A 17272-nucleotide genomic window follows, 5' to 3' on the forward strand; every position below is an offset into this window, starting at 1 on the left:
CATCGCCGGACCGTGCCGCCGCGCGAGCTCGCCGAACGCCCCGCGGTCCCCAAGCACGGCTCGGCGGACCAGGTCGTCGTCAGAAACGGCGGCCCTGGTCGCATCCGAGCGAGAGCCCTCGGACGTAACGGGGCCACCTTCCCATCGGTTCGACGGTGCGGTCCGATTACCGTGATCGGAGTGTGACCCAGGTCACACGACCGACCGCGTGACATTTCGGCCTTGCGGGCATCTAACTCACTGTTCGACACCGTTCGATGCCGTCGCGCCCGCTTCGCCGGGCGGGGCAGGGCCCCAGACCACGCACGACCAAGGAGCATTGATGACCGACAGCTCGTCCGCGACCGCCGCTTCCAGCGCCACACCGAACCGCAGGGGCAGCACGTCGCCTTCCTCGGACACGCAGTCCAGCAGCGGCGAGTCGGCGCTCGTCACCGAGCAGGGGCGCACGACCATCGCTGACGCCGTCGTGGCCAAGATTGCCGGCATCGCCGCCCGCGAGGTCTCTGGCGTTTACGCCCTCGGCGGAGGCGCCGCCCGGGCCGTGGGTGCTCTGCGCGAACGGATCGGGCAGCGAAGCGACCACTCCCAGGGGGTCTCGGTCGAGGTCGGCGAGCGCCAGGCGGCCGTCGACCTGACCCTGGTGGCCGAGTACGGCGTCTCCATCGCCGACCTGGCGGCCGGGATCCGTCGCAACGTGATCTCGGCAGTCGAGCGGATGACCGGTCTTGATGTCACCGAGGTGAACATCGACGTGCAGGACGTCCACATGGCCGGCGAGGACAACGACGACGACAGCGACCAGGGCGGGCAGTCGGAGTCGCGGGTCCAGTGACGGCAGACGCATCCGCCGACCATGCAGCGGCGAGACCGCGCGACGACGTCGCCGGTCTCGCCGAGCAGGTCGCCGCGACGGCACTCTCGGTCCCGGGTGTGGTCCGGCTGCACAGCGGGGTGTTCGGCGAGGCAGGTACCTACCTACCGGGCCGGCGCGTTGACGGAGTTCGGGTGCGCGACAACGGCATCGAGGTCCACATCGTGACGGCATGGGAGGCCAACGTCCTCGAGACCGCTGACGCCGTGCGTACTGCAGTCGGTCGGCTGGCCGTGCCTTCGAGCGCCAAAGGACGGCCGGTGGACGTCGTGGTCCAGGACGTCGCCGCACCCGCAGAGCTGGTCCAAGGCGCAGCCCAAGCGTCAGGAGATGCGACGTCCGCGTCGCAGCAGAAGGAGAGCACATGACCACATCCACAATCGGCCTGCTGGCCGGGCTGCTGCTCGGCGTTGCGGCCGCTGCCGGTGGCTTCGTCGGGTTTCTGATCGCCCTCGTCCTCGGCATCGTCGGTTACCTGGTCGGCGGCCACTACGACGGTGAGCTCGACCTGAACAGCCTTCGACCGGGCGGTGGTCGAGGGAACAGCCGCCGCCGTGAGTGATCGAGTGACTGACGGTGGAGCCGACGCCGTCGACCGGCTGCCGTCCGGGGACCCGCATACCGATCCGGGCCAGCGTGGCCGGCTGACGGTCGCAGAAGGCGTCGCCAGCCGGATCGCCACCATCGCCGCCACGCAGGTCGATGGCGTCGTCTCGTCCGGCTCCAAGGTGGGCGCGGTGTTCGGCCGCCAGTACCCGAACGTCAGCTCCGAAGTCGCGGGACGGGAGGCGAGCGTGACTGTCGACATCGCCGTGGCGTGGCCCTACTCCGCGCCCACCGTGGCCGCCGCCGTGCGCGACCGCATCCGCAACGAGCTGGACCGGTACGCCGGTCTTACCGCCGACCGGGTCGACGTCACGGTGGCGGCCTTCCAGCCGCCCTCCGGCGACACCCCAGGGAGAGTGCAGTGACGACCAGCCCACCGACCACCCACGACGAGACGTCCTCGACTCCGGGGGAGCGGTCCCCGCTGCAGGCGGCCAAGTCTCCCGTCGGCGTCGGCGCGATCGGCGCGCTGGGGCCAATCCTCGCCCTGCTGCTGATGGCCGCGGCGATCGCCCTCATCCATGACGCGCTCGTCTGGGGCGGCGTCGTGTCGGGCACAGCCTGGACGCAGCGTCTTTCCACCGTCAACGGGCTCACGCCCCAGCAGTGGACTGTCCCGGCCGGAGTGGTGGCGGTCGTGGTCGGACTCGTGCTGCTCGTGATCGCCCTTCGGCGCCGGCCGCGACGGGCCATCGCCCTGGCCGCAAAGACGGGCGTCTACCTGCGACCGGCCGACGTGGCGCGGCTCGCCCGTAGCCGCGCGCAGGACGTCGACGGCGTCCTCTCTGCACGGACCACGGCCACCCGCAAGGCGGTGACCGTCACCGTGAGCGGTACCGGCGCCGACCTGGAAGGTCCGGTCCGCGACGCCGTCACGAGCCGCCTCTCGGCCCTGGAGTCGCCCCCGACGGTCACGGTGCGAACGGAAGGGCAGCGCCGATGAGCCGGGCGACGTTGGCATGGGACCGGCTGGTGGCGCTGGTGCTGGGGCTCGTCCTCGTCGCCGCCGGAGTCCTCGCGATCCTGTGGTGGGGTGGGTGGCTTCTCACCCTGCCGAGAAGCATCCAGCTCTCGTGGGCGCCCGGACTGACCCATCAGTCCTGGTGGCCGTGGGCCACCGGGGCGGCGGGCGCCATCCTCTTCCTCCTGGCCCTGCGCTGGCTGTTCGCCCACCTGCCACGGCAGCGGGTCGGCAGCCTCACCCTGCCCGGCAGCAGCGACGAGGGTCGGCTGCGCGTGCAGGCACAGGCGCTCGGCGACGCCTTCGCCGACGCCCTGGCCGCATACCCCGCCGTCGACAGCGCCCGCGGCAGCGTCTCCGTCGACCGGGGCCAGCTGGTGGCCCGCATCCGGGCCACCATCGACCCGGACACCGACCTGGCGAAGGTCGCGGCGGCGGCGGACGGGACCAGCGCCCAGCTGGCCGAGGTCCTGGGCCGCGACGACGTCGCCTGCCGGATCCAGCTCCGCGTGACGCGGGGCAGCAGCGACCTGCCTCGGGTGCAGTGACGTCGGCCTCCGGCCTTCTCCTCGTCGGGCTTCCAGTGGTCGCCGAACCGACTGCCTTTACCTAGAGAACGGGACGGCCGCCCGTGACGGCGACCCGGGCGCCTGAGACGTAGCTGGCCTCGTCAGAGGCGAGCAGCACGTACACCGGCGCGAGCTCCGCAGGTTGCCCTGCTCGACCGAGCGGCGTGTCGCCGCCGAACGCCTCGACCTTCTCCGGAGGCATGGTCGAGGGGATGAGCGGCGTCCAGATCGGGCCCGGCGCCACGCTGTTCACACGAATGCCGCGTGGGCCGAGGAGCTGCGCCCAGCTGGCGCAGAGGTTCGCGATCGCGGCTTTCGTCGCGGCGTACGGCGCCAGCGTCGGGGACGGCGAGTCCGAGTTCACCGACGAGCTGCCGATGATCGAACCGCCTGCCCCCATGTGCGGCAACGCCGCTTTCACCAGCCAGAAGAACGCCGAGACGTTGGTGGCGAACGTGTGCTGCCACTCCTCGTCGCTGACTTCCTCGATCGTCTCGTGCGACATCTGGTACGCCGCGTTGCTGACCAGAATGTCGACCCTGCCGAACTGCTGGACGGTCCGGTCCACGATGCCGCGGCAGTGCTCCGGGTCCGACAGGTCGCCCCGCACCAGCAAGACATCGCGGCCGGCACGGCGCACCCAGCTGCTGGTGTCCTGGGCATCATCGTCCTCGCTCAGATAGGCGATCACCACGTCGGCGCCCTCACGGGCGAACGCGATCGCGACGGCCCGGCCTATCCCGCTGTCGGCACCGGTGACGACGGCGACCTTGCCGGTGAGTCGTCCGTTGCCCTGGTAGGACTGCTCCCCGCAGTCCGGGACCGGATCCATCTCACTCTGGTGACCCGGCGGGTCCTGTTGCTGCTTGGGCTGCGTCATGCCGTGGCGTTACCCGTCGGCAGCCCGGTTCACACCGCCCGCCCGGCGGTGCCGGAAGCTGGGCAGAACTCACGGACCGGGCTGCGGCCGGCTACCCGACCGGTGAACGTGGTAGGGCTGTGACATGAGCTGGGTCGACAACGTGGTCTGGTGGCACGTCTACCCGCTGGGCTTCGTCGGCGCGGAGAAACAGCTCGACGACCCCGACGTGGCCGCGCAGCACCGGCTCCCGCAGCTGGTGGACTGGCTACCCTACGTGATCGAGCTCGGGTGCAACGGGCTGCTGCTGGCGCCCGTCTTCGCCTCCCGCTCGCACGGCTACGACACGCTCGACCACTTCCGCGTCGACCCGCGGCTCGGCGACGACGGCGACCTCGACGCCCTCATCGCTGCCGCGAAGGATCGGGGCATCCGGGTGTGCTTCGACGGTGCGTTCAACCACGTGAGCCGGGACCACGAGATCGTCCAACGCGGACTGGCTGCAGGTCCCGGGACGGATGCGGGCAGCTGGCTTCGTTGGGAGGGCGAGTATCCGCTGGCGTTCGAGGGCAACCTCGACCTGGTCGACATCAACCTCCAGCATCCGCCAGTCCAGAGCTACGTGGTCGACGTGATGGCTCACTGGCTCGCTCGCGGAATCGACGGCTGGCGCCTGGACGCGGCGTTCGCCCAGGGCGCCGCTGTCTGGCGGCCGGTGGTCGAGCAGGTGAAGCGCGCCTACCCCGAGTCCTGGCTGGTCGCCGAGGTCCTGCACGGCGACTACGTCGAGTTCGTCCGCGAGAGCGGAGTGGACTCAGTGACGCAGTACGAGCTGTGGAAGGCGATATGGAGCTCCCTCAACGACCGGAACTTCCACGAGCTCGCGTGGGCGTTGAAACGGCATGCCACGTTTCTGGAGTCCTTCCGTCCGCAGACCTTCCTCGGCAACCACGACGTGACCCGGATCGCCACCAAGATCGAGGACCCGCGGCACCTGCCTCTGGCTGAGGCGCTCCTCATGGCGCTCCCAGGCGTCCCGACCATCTACGCCGGCGACGAGCAGGGGTTCACGGGCGAGAAGCTGGACCAGCCGCACGGGGACGACGCCGTCCGGCCGCCCTTTCCGAGCAGCCCGGCCGAGCTGTCGCTGCTGGGCCGCCCGACCCATGAGAGGTACCAGTCGCAGGTCGCGTGGCGGCGACGACACCCCTGGCTCACCGACGCGACCGTGGACACCGCCGATGTCTCGAACACCGGCCTGGCAGTGCAGGTGATCGGCCGAGGCGGGCAACGCCTCACCCTCGCGCTGAACACCGGTGACCAGCCACTGACGGTCGCGGGTATGCGGGTCGGCGCGCACGACGTCGCCTACCGGGAAGGCGAGTAACCGACCACCCCGCGGTGCTCACGAGCAGCGGTCAGAATGAGCACCTGCGCCGCAGTCCTGTGTGGGCGCACGGAAAGTGGGTACCAGCACACCATGACCGACGACAACGAGCGCGAGACGGACCTGCCCCAGAAGGATGCCGACAAGCTGGCTCAGGCCGACTTCCCGTCCGGCCTCATCCCCCGTGAGGACGGCGAGCCCGAGTTGACCACGGAGCAGTCCCGGGCCAAGACCAAGCAGCCGGAGCACGGCGGCGACTGACCGTTTGCCAGAAGACCGCATCGAGGTGGTGGTCGCCTGGCGGCGGAATCTGCTCGGATGCCAACGGAATACGCGCGGTGCGGCTCAGCGCAAGGTGGGTAGCCGCTGATCGTGCAGGAGTACGGGGGCGAACAGGTCGCCCCGGTCGGCGAGCCGGCGCAGGATGGTGCGGATCGTGTAGCGGTCCGGGCGCAGCTCCGGGTCGTCGAGCTCGTCCCAGGTCAGCGTCGCGGACACCGGGGCGTCGGCGCTCGGACGCGGGCTGAACGGGGCGACCAGGGTCTTGTTGATCGCGTTCTGGGTGTAGTCGAGCCGGGCGAGCCCGTGGCGCCGGTCGGTGTGCCACTCCCAGGAGACGAGCTCGGGGCGGATCGCCCCGACCGCCCGGGAGAGCTTCTCCACCCATGCGCGGGTGTCGTCGAAGGTGTAGCCGTCGGCGATCGGCACCCAGATCTGGACGCCCCGCTTGCCGGTGACCTTCGGGGCAGCCGCCGCCCCCACGTGCTCCAGGGCGGTCCGGTAGAGCCGGGCGAGGGCGAGCACGTCGTCGAACCCGACGGCAGGGCCCGGGTCGATGTCGATGAGCGCCCAGGTCGGCTGGTGCACGTCGGGCAGCCGCGAGGTCCACGGGTGCAGCTCGACCGCCCCGTAGTTGGCCATCCACACCAGCGCGGCCGTGCGGTCGAGCACGAAGTAGTTCTGGGTCTCGTCGGGCGCGGCCTCGGCGTTGTGCCAACGACGCAGCCACCCGGGCGCGTGGGTCGGGACCTCCTTCTGCCAGAAGCCGGGCCGGGTGACGCCGTCGGGAAAGCGGTGCAGGTTCACGGGGCGCCCGGCCAGGTAGGGCAGCAGGAACGGCGCGACGCGGGCGTGGAAGCGGATCAGGTCACGCTTGGTCACCGGCGCACCGGCGGCGCCGGGGAAGAGCACCTTGTCCAGGTTGGTCAGCGCCACCTCCTGGCCGGCGACGGTCCAGGTCCCGGCCGACCCGAGCGCCTCCAGGGCGGCCAGCTCGTCCTCGGTCGCCGCCGCCTGCTGCGCGGGGTCGGCCCCGGCCAGCGGCACCTCGGCGTGCTCGGACCGGGCCTCGCTCTGCCACATGGCCGCCGGTGCGGCGGCGACCTCGTCGTTGGTGCGCCCGCTGAGCACCGACTGCGGGTGGTCCTCCGGGTCCCAGCCCTCGCGCGCGTGGTCGTCGTGCTTGTGCACGAGCATCCACTGCTCCTTGCCGTGGTCCCCGTCGCGCGGGCGGCGGCGGACGAGGGCGAAGCGGCCGGCGAGCTTCTCGCCCTCGAGGTCGAAGTGCAGCTCGCCGGCCGCGACGGCGGCCGCCGGGTCGTCGGTCCGCGCCGGGTGCCAGACGCCGCGGTCCCAGACGATCACGTCGCCGCCGCCGTACTGGCCCTTCGGGATCACGCCCTCGAACAGCGCGTAGTCCATCGGGTGGTCCTCGGTGTGCACGGCCATGTGCCGCACCGAGGGGTCCAGGGTCGGGCCGCGGGGCACCGCCCAGCTCGCCAGCGCCCCGCCGATCTCCAGGCGGAAGTCGTAGTGCAGCCGCCGGGCGCGGTGACGCTGGACGACGAAGATCGGGGCACCGCCCGACGGTTCGCCCCCGGTCGGTTCCGGGGTCGCCGCGAAGTCGCGCATGCGGGTGTAGGTGGCGAGCCTGTCCTCGTCGGGTTCCGACGGTCCGGCGTCCACGGTCGTCGCGACCCACTCGCGCGAGGGGCCGGGCTCGTAGCGGGAGGTCCGGCGCTTGGCGACGACGCCGGTGAGCCCGTAGCCCCGCGCCACCTCGAGCACCTGTGCCGGCGCGGTGTCGGTGAACGCGGGCGGGACCGCCGTGTGCGGCCAGGTCGCGGCATCGAGGGCGTCGAGGCGCGCCCGGCGCTCGTCCCAGGGACGTCCCCGCAGGTCCTCGCCGTCGACGCGGAGCAGGTCGGTCGCGTAGAGGGTCACCGGGACGGTCTCGACGAGCTGCCCGTCCGGCGCCGGGTCGTGCCGGCGGCGGTCGAGGCGCCCGGTGTCCGGCCGGCCGTGCGCGTCGAGGACCACGATCTCGCCGTCGACGACCAGGTCGCGCCCGGCGAGGTCGGCCAGCTCGGGATAGACGGCGGTCAGGTCGGTGCCGTCGTCGCCGGTCACCGTCACGGAGTCGGCGGCCGTCGTCACCAGCACCCGCGCGCCGTCCCAGGCGAACTCGACCGCCCAGTCCGCGCCCTCGGGCGGGTCGCCGGGGGTCGCGCGCATCGGCTGCATCGCCGGCATCGCCCGCACGTCCCACCTCCCGCCGCCCGCGGCCAGCCGATGATCAGGGGCACTGGGCGCAGGCCCGGCGCCTCGAGAGCCTGCGCCGTGTGCCCCTCACCGAGCGGGTGCTCGGCCCGTCCATGATCAGGGGCACTGGGCGCAGGCTCGGCGCCCCGAGATCCTGCGCCGTGTGCCCCTCGATGATGGGGCGCCCGTCCGCACGGCCGCGCTCAGCCCGCCGCGTCGGTGCTGCTGCCGTCGAGCTGGGCCTTGAGGTTGGCCAAGGTCTGCTCGAGGCCCGCCCGGATGCCCGGCCCGTCCGTGTGCTCGGTGTGCAGGGTGACGGTCACCCGCGACTCCTCGTCGCCGATCCCGGTCACGAACAGCTCGCCGTGGTAGCCGCTGCTCGTCTCGGCACTCCAGCGGACGCTCTTGGCGTCGGGGTCGGCGTGCATCCACGCCTGCCCCTCGTACTGGTTGCCCTCCACGTCGGCGACGACGTGGACGTCGTCGCCCCCGGTGGCGTGCGCGTCCTTCATGCTGTCGAAGAAGGACGGGAGGTTGTCGGCGGCGGAGACGAAGTCGAACACCACGTCCGGCGGCCGGTGGATGGTGGCGGAGTGCTCGTAGTCGCCCATGCGCCCGACTACCCGGACGCCCGGCGTCGCGAACCGGCGCCGGGCGCGCCACCCTGTCGGGCGTGGCCGAGACCCTCCTGATCACCGGTGCCGCCGGGCGCATCGGCACCATGCTGCGCCCCCGCCTGGCCCGCGCCGACCGCACGCTGCGCCTGCTCGACGTCGCCGACATCGACGACCCGGGGGAGCGGGAGGAGGTGGTCACGGCGTCGGTGACCGACCTCGACGCGCTCACCGCGGCGTGCCGGGGCGCCGATGCCGTCGTGCACCTCGGCGGCCTGTCCGGCGAGGCGGCGTGGAGCGCGATCCTCGACGTCAACATCCACGGGACCTTCACGGTCTTCGAGGCCGCCCGCCGCGCCGGCGTGCCGCGCGTGGTGTTCGCGAGCAGCAACCACGCGGTCGGCTTCCATCCCGCCGTCGACCCCGTCCCCGACGACCTCCCGGCCCGGCCGGACACCCTCTACGGCGTCGCGAAGGTGACCGGCGAGGCACTGGGCAGCCTCTACCACGACCGCTACGGCCTCGACGTCGTCTGCCTGCGGATCGGGTCGTGCTTCCCCGAGCCGCCCGATGCCCGCGCCCTGGCGACCTGGCTCTCGCCCGGCGACGTCGCGCGTCTCGTCGACGCCGCGGTCACCGCCCGCGCGCCCGGCTTCCGCGTCGTCTGGGGCGTCTCGGACAACACCCGACGGCGCTGGTCGCTCACCGCCGCCGCCGAGCTCGGGTACCGCTCGCACGACGACGCCGAGGCCTTCGCCGACCGCGACCTGCCCGCCGACGCCTGGACCGACGCCTTCGTCGGCGGGGGCTTCGCCGGACCCGGGTACGACGAGCCGGGCGTGTGAGACCCGCGGGCCGTCAGGAACGGGCCCGGAGCTCGGCGACCCCCTCGCCCTTCAGGTCGGTGAGCACCGGCGGGCGCCCGACCATCGCGAGGATCAGGGTCCGCAGCGGCCCCCGGACCTCGGGGCCGTCGCCGGTCGACCACTCGACGTCGTCGGCCACCAGCCGCAGCCCGGCGACCCGCTTCTTCGCCCCGAGCAGCGGTTGGGTGCCCTTGGCGGAGTCCGCCGCGGCGACGAGCGCCTCCTCCGAGTGCGGGATCGTCGTCGACGTCGGGTAGGCGATGTCCTCGCCGTGCGCGACGGCCTCCACCAGCCACGAGCCGGTGGGGCCGGGAGGCGCGTTGCGGGTGTGGACCCGGTCGGCGAGCCGCTCCAGGAGGCGGGGCACGGGGTCGGCGCCGACGGCGGCGACGTTACGGGCCATGAGCCGCCCGAAGGAGAACCCGCTGCGCGCCATCCCGAGGAGGAACGCGGGCGGCGTCATCTCCGCGGTGGACACGACGTGCGCCAGGGCGTCCTTCGTGGTCCAGCCGGCGCACAGCGAGGGCACCGTCCACTGCTCCTCGTCGAGCGTGCCGAGCGCCTCGACGAGCAGGGCCCGCTCGGTCGCGATCAGTTCCCAGGTGTCCATGTTCCCCTGCCCTGCGTTTCGGTTGGCACCGAATTAGACTGGCACCGAAATCGGACGTCAAGGGGGAGGGTGTGGACGAGATCCACCGGGTGCTGCACGCCCTGGCCTCCCCGGTGCGCCGCGAGATCCTCTGGCTGGTCGGCGACCGGGAGCGCCCGGCCGGCGAGATCGCCGCCGCCGTCCACGTGAGCGCGCCGACGGTGTCCGAGCACCTGAAGGTGCTGCGCGACGCCGGGCTGGTCACGATGCGGGCGGACGGCAGCTTCCGGCGCTACCGGGCCCGGCGCGAGGCCCTCGACGGCCTGCAGCGCCTGCTCCCCGGGGCCGCCGAGCGGTGGACCCCGGCCGACGACGTCCCCGAGCGCGGGCTGGCCGACGCGCGCACCGTCCCGACCGTGCGCGCGTCGGTGGACCTGGCGTGCCCGCGGGAGGTGGCCTTCACCGCGCTGACCGACCCCGAGGCCTACAGCCGGTGGCTCGGCGTCCCGGTCCGCCTCGAGGACGGGCACTTCGCGGCCACCATGGAGTGGGGGACCCAGGTCCGGGGGCGCTACGAGCTCGTCGTCGCGCCGGAACTGATCGTCATGGCCTGGGACGTCGCGGACGGCCAGGTGCCCGTGCCGGGCGACGAGCACCGGGCCTACGCCCGCCTCACGACGAGCGCGGGCGGGTGCCGCGTCGACGTGGATCAGCTGGTGGAGACGGCGGAGCAGGCGACGTTCATGACGAACGCCTGGCGGATGGTGCTGGGCCGGCTCGCCGAGGCCGCTCCCGGTCTCGGTGCGCCCGACGGCCCGGCGCCCGCGCCCCGCCCGCCGCGGCCCAAGCACCCCGCGGGGTAGACGTGCCTTGTGCGGCGTGTCGTGGGGCCGCCATCCTTCGCGGCATGGTCACCACCGTCTACGAGGCCGCCGGCGGCGGGGCGGGCCTCACCCGGCTCGCCGCGGCCTGGCACGCCCGGGTGATGGCCGACGACGTGGTCAGCCACGCGTTCTCCCACGGGTTCCACCCCGACCACACCCGCCGCCTCGCCGCCTACTGGGGCGAGGCCCTCGGCGGCCCGACGACCTACTCGGACACCATGGGCGACGAGACGTCCGTGGTGCGGGTGCACAGCGGCAACGGCCCGCACGAGGACATGGACCGCCGGGCGGTCGACTGCTTCGACGCCGCGCTCGGCGACGCCGGGTTCTCCCCGGACGAGCCGGTCCGGCAGGTGCTCCACGACTACTTCGCGTGGGCGACGGCCACCGCGATGTCGACCTACCAGGACTCCGCAGACGACGTCCCGGACGGGCTGTCCGTCCCCCGGTGGTCCTGGGACGGGCTCGTCGATACCCCCGGCTCGTCGTCGTGATCGGAACGTCCGCGAGACGCCGTCACAGGTCGGTGAGGGGGACCGCCGGATCGGCCAGGCGAGCGACGTCGAGCGGACGGTCGGCCCGGATCAGCCGGTCGATGTCCTCGGTGACGTCCCAGACGTTGACGTTCATCCCCGCGAGCAGGCGACCCGAGCGCAGCCAGAACGCCACGAACTCCCGGCTCGCGAGGTCGCCGCGCACCACCAGCTCGTCGGCGTCGCCCGGGCCGGCGTGCCCGGTGTACTCCATGCCGAGGTCGTACTGGTCGGTGAAGAAGTAGGGCAGCTGGTCGTAGGGCGCGGCCGCGTCGTCGAGCATCCCGCGCGCGGCCGCCGGGCCGCTGTACTGCGCGGTGGCCCAGTGCTCCACCCGCAGCCGCCGCCCGAGCGCCGGATACCAGATGGCGGCGATGTCCCCGGCGGCGTGGATGCGGGGGTCGCTCGTGCGCAGGTGCTCGTCGACCACGACGCCGTCGTCGATGTCCAGGCCCGCGGCCTCGGCGAGCCCGATGTTGGGGGCCGCCCCGATCCCGACCAGGACGACGTCGGCCTCCACGAGCCCGCCGTCGGCCAGCCGCACGCCCCGTGCGGTCCCGCCCTCGCCGACGATCTCGGCGACCTGCACGCCGAGCCGCAGGTCGACCCCCCGCTCGCGGTGCAGCTCCGCGAACACCGCGCCGATCTCCGGGCCGAGGGCGGCGAGCAGGGGCTGCTCGGCCGCCTCGAGGACGGTGACCTCGGCACCGGCGAGCCGGGCGGCCGCGGCCACCTCGAGCCCGATCCACCCGGCCCCCACCACCGCGACCCGGGAGGCGCTCAGGATCGCCGTCCGCAGGTGGTCGCTGTCGTCGAGGGTGCGCAGGTGGAGCACGCCGTCGAGCTCGGCGCCCGGGACCGGCAGCCGCCGCGCCGACGACCCCGTCGCGAGCAGCAGGCGCTCGTAGCCCACGTGCTCGCCGTCGGCGAGGACGACCTCGGCCGCGTCCCGGTCGATCGCGGTCACCACGGAGCCGGTGCGCAGGTGCACGTCCTGCTCGCCGTACCACTCGGCGGGGTGGACGTGGACCGCGTCGAGGTCGGACGCGCCCTGGAGGTACTCCTTGGACAGCGGCGGGCGCTCGTACGGACGGTGCTCCTCACCGCCGAGGAGCACCACCTCGCCCGCGAAGCCCGCCTCGCGCAGGGCCTCCGCCGCCCGGTCACCGGCCAGTCCCGCTCCGACGATCACGTGGGTCATGGCGTCCTCCGTCCGGCCGGCGTCCGGACCGTAGCGCCATCGGGCGCCCCGTGGGCGGACGGCCGGCCTCCGGGGAACGGAAGGCTCAGCCCGATCTCCGACGACGCGGACTCCGGGGCCCGCTCGCCGGCATCTCGGCGGCGCCCCTCATCCCGAGGCGGTCTCGCGGCTCCGGCCGGTGACGCGCAGCAGGAGGTCGGTTGCGGGCAGCTCCACCACGGTCGGGCCGTCGCCCACCGTGAGGTCGGTGTCCGTCGCGACGAGGCGCACCCCCGTGAGGTCGGCGCCGAAGTAGGCGAGTGCGCGCGGGCCCGCCCCGAGGAGCACGTCGCGGACCCGGTCGGCGGGTGGCCGCGGCAGGCCGAGGGCCTCGGTGACGTCGAGCCCGTGGATGACGTCATGGCTCAGCGCTCCGGCCTGCCCGCCACCCGGTGGCCGCCACGGGTGCTCGACGTTGTCCCGGAGGGCGCCCAGCAGCTCGGCGTCGGTGAGGCGGGCGGTGTCCTCGCGGGCGATGCGGTCGGCGAACCGGTTGAAGTCGCCCCGGGCGGCCGCGATGCCGCGCAGCACCCGGACGGTGCCGTGCCGGTAGGGCATCGTCACGTGCGCGAGCACCTCGCGGACGCGCCACCCCGCGCAGAGCGACGGCGCCGACCAGTGGTCGGGGCGCAGGTCCGCGTAGAGGTCGGCGAGTCGCCCGCGCTCCGCGGCGGTCTCCCGGGCGAGCGGGTCGGACAGGTCGAGCTGACGGGTCACCGGGACTCCCTCGTCGTGACGGTCGTGTCCCGGGTCCTACGTCCGGGCGGCCCCGGAATCATCGGTCGCGGCCGGGACGGATTCGGCGAGCACGCCGGGCAGGTCGAACTCGGCGAACCGGTCCCCGGTGCCGAGGAACGTCGTCACGTGCGCGATGCGCTCTCCGCAGGTCTCGACGAGGACGAGCGCGAACGGGCGGAGCGTCCCGCCGTCGTCCGGGCGGTACTGTCCGAACCCGGGCTGGCCGTTGATCGCGGTGGGCACGAGGCGCGCGCCCTCGCAGCCTCCGGCGCCCACGAGGGCCGCGATCGTCCGACCTCCCTCGATCCACCAGGCGAACGGCGGCATCGAGGCCCGCGCGTCGTGGCGGAGCAGCGCGGTCAGACGCCCGACGTCGTGCGCCTCGAAGGCCGCGACGTAGTCCTCGAGCAGTGCTCGCTGGCCGGGATCGGTCGTGTCGAGCGTGTCGCCCGGCGAGGGACGTCGACGCCCGAGGGTCTCCCGGGCGCGCTGCAGCGCACTGTTGGCCGCGGCCGGCGTGACGTCGAGCATCCGGGCCGTCTCCGCCGCGGAGAAGCACAGGACGTCGCGCAGCAGCAGGGTCGCCCGCTGGCGCGGAGGGAGGTGGTGCAGTGCGGCGACGACGGCGAGGCGCACGCTCTCGCGTTGCACCGCCACCTCGCCCGGGTCGTCGGCCGCGACGAGGGCCGCATCGGGCATCGGCTCGACGAAGCGCTCGGCGGGGAGGGGGGAACCGAGCCCGCCCCCCGGGACGGCGGCCGGACCCAGGTCGACGCAGAGCGCCCGCCGGTGCGCGCCACGGAGCAGGTCGAGGCACACCGTCGTCGCGATCCGGAACAGCCACGGACGGAGCGGGCCCCGTGCCGGGTCGTACCGGTCTCCGTGGCGGTACGCGCGGACGATCGCCTCCTGCACGGCGTCCTCGGTGTCCGCCGCCGAACCGAGCATTCGGTAGCAGTACGCCCGCAGCGGGGTCCGCAGCGCCTCGAGGTCCTCGGGGGTCGGGGCGGCCACCCGCTCAGTCCACCACGGGGGCCCGGGCCCGACCTGTCAGGAGTGCCGGAACGGGAGCTCCTGCAGCCGCACCCGCTCCGGTTCGATGACCATCACGATCGACGAGCGCACGGGGAAGTCGGACCCGGTGTACCGGCGGCTCATCCGATCCGCGATCTCGAGGGCGGGCTCGCCGTGGATCTCCTCGGTGACCCGGCCCCGGATGATCACCGAGCGGTAGGGATTGTGCTCGTCGGCGACCGAGATCCCCACCCGGGGGTCCCGACGTAGATTGCGGATCTTCAGGTGGGCCTCGGTCGAGAAGATGGCCAGGCGATCGTCCTCGAGCAGCTCGATCCAGACCGGCGACACGTGCGGCGCGCCGTCGCTCATCAGGGTGGCCACGTGCGCCATGTTGCGAGCGGTCAGCAGCTCCCTGACCTCGGGTTCGAGCGCTGCGCCGCCGGCCATGCGCCGACCCTAGTGCGCACCCGACGAGGCCGGCGCCGGGACGCGCAGCGCCGCGCCGACCTCGTGCAGGTGCGCGAGCACCTGGGCGTAGGAGCGGATCGCGCCGGTCTGGGTGTACCCGAGGTCGTGCGCGTCGCAGTAGGCGCGCACCACGGGCTGGGCGCGACGCAGGTTCGGCCGCGGCATCCGGGGGAAGAGGTGGTGCTCGATCTGGTAGTTGAGGCCCCCCAGGAGGTAGTCGGTGATCCGGCCGCCGCGGACGTTGCGGGAGGTCAGGACCTGCTTGTGCAGGTGGTCGATCCGCTGCCCGGCGGTGATCATCGGCATCCCCTTGTGGTTGGGGGCGAAGGCCAGGCCCATGGAGAGCCCCCACAGGCCCTGGTGGACGGCGATGAACGCGAGCGCCTGCAGCGGGCTCAGGACCCAGAACACGGCCGTGAGGTAGCCGAGCACGTGCGCGACGAGCAGGCCGACCTCCAGGCGTGGGGCCGGGACCTCGCCCCGCCCGGCGGACTGCGCCGCCGCGACGTGCAGGTTCCAGCCCTCGAGCAGGAGCAGCGGGAAGAACATCAGCGCCTGGTGGGCGACGACCCGGGCCGCCAGCCCGGTCTTCGTGGCCGCCTGGGCGGTGCTGAACGCCAGGACCGGGATGTCGATGTCGGGATCGACGTCCTCGTGGTTGGGGTGGGCGTGGTGCTCGTTGTGCTTGGTGACCCACGCCCCGTAGCTCATCCCGACCAGCGCTCCGTGCAGGTGGCCGACGACGTCGTTGGCGCGCTTGCTCCGGAAGATCTGGCGGTGCCCGGCGTCGTGGCCGATGTAGGCGAGCTGGGTGGAGACCACGGCGAGGAAGGCGGCGGTCAGCAGCTGCCACCAGGACGCGCCGAGCAGGCCGAAGGCCGTGGCGGCGACGGCGAGCAGGGCGGTGTTGAGCGCGAACTTGGCGATGTAGGCACCCCGGCGACGCCGCAGCAGGCCCGCCTGCTTGATCGCGGCGGACAGCTCGGCGAAGTCGCCGGATCGGGGAGGGGCGGTGGGGGCGGCCTCGTCGATGGTGTCCGCGCCCGAGGCGGGGACGGGCAGGGTCGTCGTCATGCGCACGCTTCCGGTGGTGGCGGGTCTCCCGGACGGCCGCGCGGCAGCAGGACGACAAGGATCGTCGCCGTGTCGGAGCGGTCGGGTCCGAGGTCGGTGTCGGGAGAGACAGCGGTGCCACGCTGATTTCGCTGCGCGGGGTCCGGGCCGGCGTCGAAGCACCAAGGAGAACAGCGGTCCGGCGAGCTGTTCCTCGGCGTGACCGTCCACCCCGACAGTACCGGGCCCCGGCGCGACGGGCGTGCCCCGCTCGCGAAAGGGCGGTTCTGGGGGGCCGTCGTGCGAGCCGGAGCGTGCTAGCGTCGAGGCAGTTGCAGTCCTGTTGTCCCCCGCGCCGCGGTCCGGATCACGTGACACCGGCCGTTTCTGCGTTCGTGGGGAAGTCCATGCGTGGGAGTTCCGGGCAGCGCCGTCGGCCGACGTGGCCGTGGCAGCGCGAGAGGAATCCCATGTCCGAGGGCACCGTGAAGTGGTTCAACGCCGAGAAGGGGTTCGGCTTCATCGCCCCCGACGACGGCAGCAAGGACGTCTTCGTCCACTTCTCCGCGATCGAGTCGTCCGGGTACCGGTCCCTCGAGGAGAACCAGCGGGTGAGCTTCACCTCCTCGCAGGGCGAGAAGGGGATGCAGGCCGACTCGGTCAGCGCCCTCTGACCGGCGCGTGGCGGTCCGGGCGGGCCCTCGGGGCGCGCCCGGACTCGCGCGCGACGGCGTAGGTTGGGGTTCCCGGAAGACACCTCGCCCCGGACCCGGCGAATCTGCAGTGGTGCTCCGCGGCACGCCCGTGCCGCACGGCCTCCGCTCTCGACCCCGGCCCCTGGTGGGTCACGGTTCCCGCCGGTCTCGACGGCACGTGCCGAGCTCCGGCCTGCCGAGAAGGCACTCTCAGGGGATCCGTGGCAGGCGTCGAGGTCGGCATCAAGAACCTCTCGAAATCGTTCGGCAGCGCGAACATCTGGTCCGACGTCACGTTGACCCTGCCGGCGGGTGAGATCTCCGCGCTGCTGGGTCCCTCCGGCACGGGCAAGTCGGTCCTGTTGAAGTCGATCATCGGGTTGCTCAAGCCCGAGAAAGGGTCGATCTTCATCCACGACACCGACCTGGTGCGGTGCTCGGAATCCCGGCTCTACGAGATCCGCAAGTTGTTCGGGGTGCTGTTCCAGGACGGTGCGCTGTTCGGGTCGATGAACATCTTCGACAACATCGCCTTCCCGCTGCGTGAACACACCCGCAAGGGCGAGTCCGAGATCTCCGACATCGTCATGGAGAAGCTGGACCTGGTCGGGCTGGACGGCGCGGAGGACAAGCTCCCCGGCGAGATCTCCGGCGGCATGAAGAAGCGCGCCGGCCTCGCGCGAGCCCTGGTGCTCGACCCCGAGATCATCCTGGTCGACGAACCCGACTCCGGGCTGGACCCGGTGCGCACCGCCTACCTCAACCAGCTCCTGGTGGA

General features: G+C 73.0%; 22 protein-coding genes. 13 read left to right on the plus strand and 9 right to left on the minus strand.

Translation table 11 applies throughout. The annotated features are described in order from the left end of the window. Nucleotides 1–322 precede the first annotated feature (322 nt). The 6 genes from AC0CYZ_RS13590 to amaP all read left to right on the plus strand — a co-directional run bounded on the left by AC0CYZ_RS13590 (nt 323) and on the right by amaP (nt 2989). Nucleotides 323–835 carry an Asp23/Gls24 family envelope stress response protein gene (locus tag AC0CYZ_RS13590; RefSeq protein WP_472216138.1) on the plus strand — a complete coding sequence of 171 codons (513 nt, stop codon included), beginning with the start codon at nt 323–325 and terminating at the stop codon, nt 833–835. Further along, nucleotides 832–1242 (plus strand): Asp23/Gls24 family envelope stress response protein, encoded by a 411-nt coding sequence (locus AC0CYZ_RS13595; RefSeq protein WP_472216140.1) that lies wholly within the window; start codon nt 832–834, stop codon nt 1240–1242. The genes AC0CYZ_RS13590 and AC0CYZ_RS13595 overlap by 4 nt, the downstream gene beginning before the upstream one ends. Continuing rightward, nucleotides 1239–1436, plus strand: a complete 198-nt coding sequence (locus AC0CYZ_RS13600; RefSeq protein WP_472216142.1) for a hypothetical protein — start codon at nt 1239–1241, stop codon at nt 1434–1436. Before AC0CYZ_RS13595 ends, AC0CYZ_RS13600 begins: the two co-directional genes overlap by 4 nt. Next, nucleotides 1405–1845 carry an Asp23/Gls24 family envelope stress response protein gene (locus AC0CYZ_RS13605; protein ID WP_472216144.1) on the plus strand — a complete coding sequence of 147 codons (441 nt, stop codon included), beginning with the start codon at nt 1405–1407 and terminating at the stop codon, nt 1843–1845. The genes AC0CYZ_RS13600 and AC0CYZ_RS13605 overlap by 32 nt, the downstream gene beginning before the upstream one ends. Before the next feature lie 131 nt (nt 1846–1976). Next, on the plus strand, nt 1977–2423 hold the full coding sequence (locus AC0CYZ_RS13610) for a DUF6286 domain-containing protein (RefSeq protein WP_472216146.1): 447 nt from the start codon (nt 1977–1979) through the stop codon (nt 2421–2423). Beyond that, nucleotides 2420–2989: an alkaline shock response membrane anchor protein AmaP gene (gene amaP, locus AC0CYZ_RS13615; protein WP_472216148.1), complete on the plus strand. Its 570-nt coding sequence runs from the start codon at nt 2420–2422 to the stop codon at nt 2987–2989. Before AC0CYZ_RS13610 ends, amaP begins: the two co-directional genes overlap by 4 nt. Before the next feature lie 61 nt (nt 2990–3050). On the opposite strand, the gene AC0CYZ_RS13620 is transcribed toward amaP, so the two are convergent. Beyond that, a complete protein-coding gene (locus AC0CYZ_RS13620) occupies nt 3051–3890 on the minus strand; it encodes a glucose 1-dehydrogenase (protein WP_472216150.1) in 840 nt (279 codons plus the stop codon). 124 nt (nt 3891–4014) lie between these two features. Here AC0CYZ_RS13620 and AC0CYZ_RS13625 point away from each other — a divergent pair, with 124 nt between their 5' ends. Both AC0CYZ_RS13625 and AC0CYZ_RS13630 read left to right on the plus strand, forming a co-directional pair. Then, a complete protein-coding gene (locus tag AC0CYZ_RS13625) occupies nt 4015–5256 on the plus strand; it encodes an alpha-amylase family glycosyl hydrolase (protein ID WP_472216152.1) in 1242 nt (413 codons plus the stop codon). 93 nt (nt 5257–5349) lie between these two features. Next, nucleotides 5350–5517: a hypothetical protein gene (locus tag AC0CYZ_RS13630; RefSeq protein ID WP_472216154.1), complete on the plus strand. Its 168-nt coding sequence runs from the start codon at nt 5350–5352 to the stop codon at nt 5515–5517. Between the two features lie 84 nt (nt 5518–5601). On the opposite strand, the gene ligD is transcribed toward AC0CYZ_RS13630, so the two are convergent. Both ligD and AC0CYZ_RS13640 read right to left on the minus strand, forming a co-directional pair. Beyond that, nucleotides 5602–7788 carry a non-homologous end-joining DNA ligase LigD gene (ligD, locus tag AC0CYZ_RS13635; protein WP_472216178.1) on the minus strand — a complete coding sequence of 729 codons (2187 nt, stop codon included), beginning with the start codon at nt 7786–7788 and terminating at the stop codon, nt 5602–5604. A 212-nt stretch (nt 7789–8000) separates the two neighbouring features. After that, nucleotides 8001–8408 (minus strand): SRPBCC family protein, encoded by a 408-nt coding sequence (locus tag AC0CYZ_RS13640; protein ID WP_472216156.1) that lies wholly within the window; start codon nt 8406–8408, stop codon nt 8001–8003. Nucleotides 8409–8470: 62 nt separating this feature from the next. Here AC0CYZ_RS13640 and AC0CYZ_RS13645 point away from each other — a divergent pair, with 62 nt between their 5' ends. Next, complete coding sequence (locus AC0CYZ_RS13645) at nt 8471–9256, plus strand: NAD-dependent epimerase/dehydratase family protein (RefSeq protein WP_472216158.1); 786 nt, start codon at nt 8471–8473, stop codon at nt 9254–9256. A 13-nt stretch (nt 9257–9269) separates the two neighbouring features. Here the strand turns inward: AC0CYZ_RS13645 and AC0CYZ_RS13650 are convergent, their stop codons facing one another. Continuing rightward, the gene (locus AC0CYZ_RS13650; RefSeq protein WP_472216160.1) at nt 9270–9887 is read right to left on the minus strand and encodes a maleylpyruvate isomerase family mycothiol-dependent enzyme; all 618 of its coding nucleotides are present in this window, start codon (nt 9885–9887) and stop codon (nt 9270–9272) included. 71 nt (nt 9888–9958) lie between these two features. On the opposite strand from AC0CYZ_RS13650, the gene AC0CYZ_RS13655 reads away from it, so the two are divergent. Next, nucleotides 9959–10729, plus strand: coding sequence for a metalloregulator ArsR/SmtB family transcription factor (locus AC0CYZ_RS13655; protein WP_472216162.1), 771 nt, complete (start codon nt 9959–9961; stop codon nt 10727–10729). Nucleotides 10730–10773: 44 nt separating this feature from the next. Continuing rightward, entirely contained in the window at nt 10774–11244 is a 471-nt protein-coding gene (locus AC0CYZ_RS13660) for a group II truncated hemoglobin (RefSeq protein ID WP_472216164.1), read from the plus strand. Nucleotides 11245–11266: 22 nt separating this feature from the next. On the opposite strand, the gene AC0CYZ_RS13665 is transcribed toward AC0CYZ_RS13660, so the two are convergent. From AC0CYZ_RS13665 to AC0CYZ_RS13685, 5 genes are all read right to left on the minus strand, one after another. Continuing rightward, entirely contained in the window at nt 11267–12484 is a 1218-nt protein-coding gene (locus tag AC0CYZ_RS13665) for an NAD(P)/FAD-dependent oxidoreductase (RefSeq protein ID WP_472216166.1), read from the minus strand. Nucleotides 12485–12631: 147 nt separating this feature from the next. After that, a complete protein-coding gene (locus AC0CYZ_RS13670) occupies nt 12632–13240 on the minus strand; it encodes a maleylpyruvate isomerase family mycothiol-dependent enzyme (protein ID WP_472216168.1) in 609 nt (202 codons plus the stop codon). 36 nt (nt 13241–13276) lie between these two features. Continuing rightward, nucleotides 13277–14275: an RNA polymerase subunit sigma-70 gene (locus AC0CYZ_RS13675; RefSeq protein ID WP_472216170.1), complete on the minus strand. Its 999-nt coding sequence runs from the start codon at nt 14273–14275 to the stop codon at nt 13277–13279. Nucleotides 14276–14311: 36 nt separating this feature from the next. Continuing rightward, entirely contained in the window at nt 14312–14725 is a 414-nt protein-coding gene (locus AC0CYZ_RS13680) for a PPOX class F420-dependent oxidoreductase (RefSeq protein ID WP_472216172.1), read from the minus strand. A gap of 9 nt (nt 14726–14734) precedes the next feature. Continuing rightward, nucleotides 14735–15820, minus strand: coding sequence for a fatty acid desaturase family protein (locus tag AC0CYZ_RS13685; RefSeq protein ID WP_472216180.1), 1086 nt, complete (start codon nt 15818–15820; stop codon nt 14735–14737). Between the two features lie 449 nt (nt 15821–16269). Here AC0CYZ_RS13685 and AC0CYZ_RS13690 point away from each other — a divergent pair, with 449 nt between their 5' ends. Both AC0CYZ_RS13690 and AC0CYZ_RS13695 read left to right on the plus strand, forming a co-directional pair. Then, the gene (locus tag AC0CYZ_RS13690; RefSeq protein WP_472216174.1) at nt 16270–16473 is read left to right on the plus strand and encodes a cold-shock protein; all 204 of its coding nucleotides are present in this window, start codon (nt 16270–16272) and stop codon (nt 16471–16473) included. 242 nt (nt 16474–16715) lie between these two features. Further along, nucleotides 16716–17272: ABC transporter ATP-binding protein (locus AC0CYZ_RS13695; protein WP_472216176.1), on the plus strand; the 557-nt coding region annotated here is incomplete at its 3' end.

The sequence above is a fragment of the Actinomycetospora sp. genome (assembly GCF_055612215.1).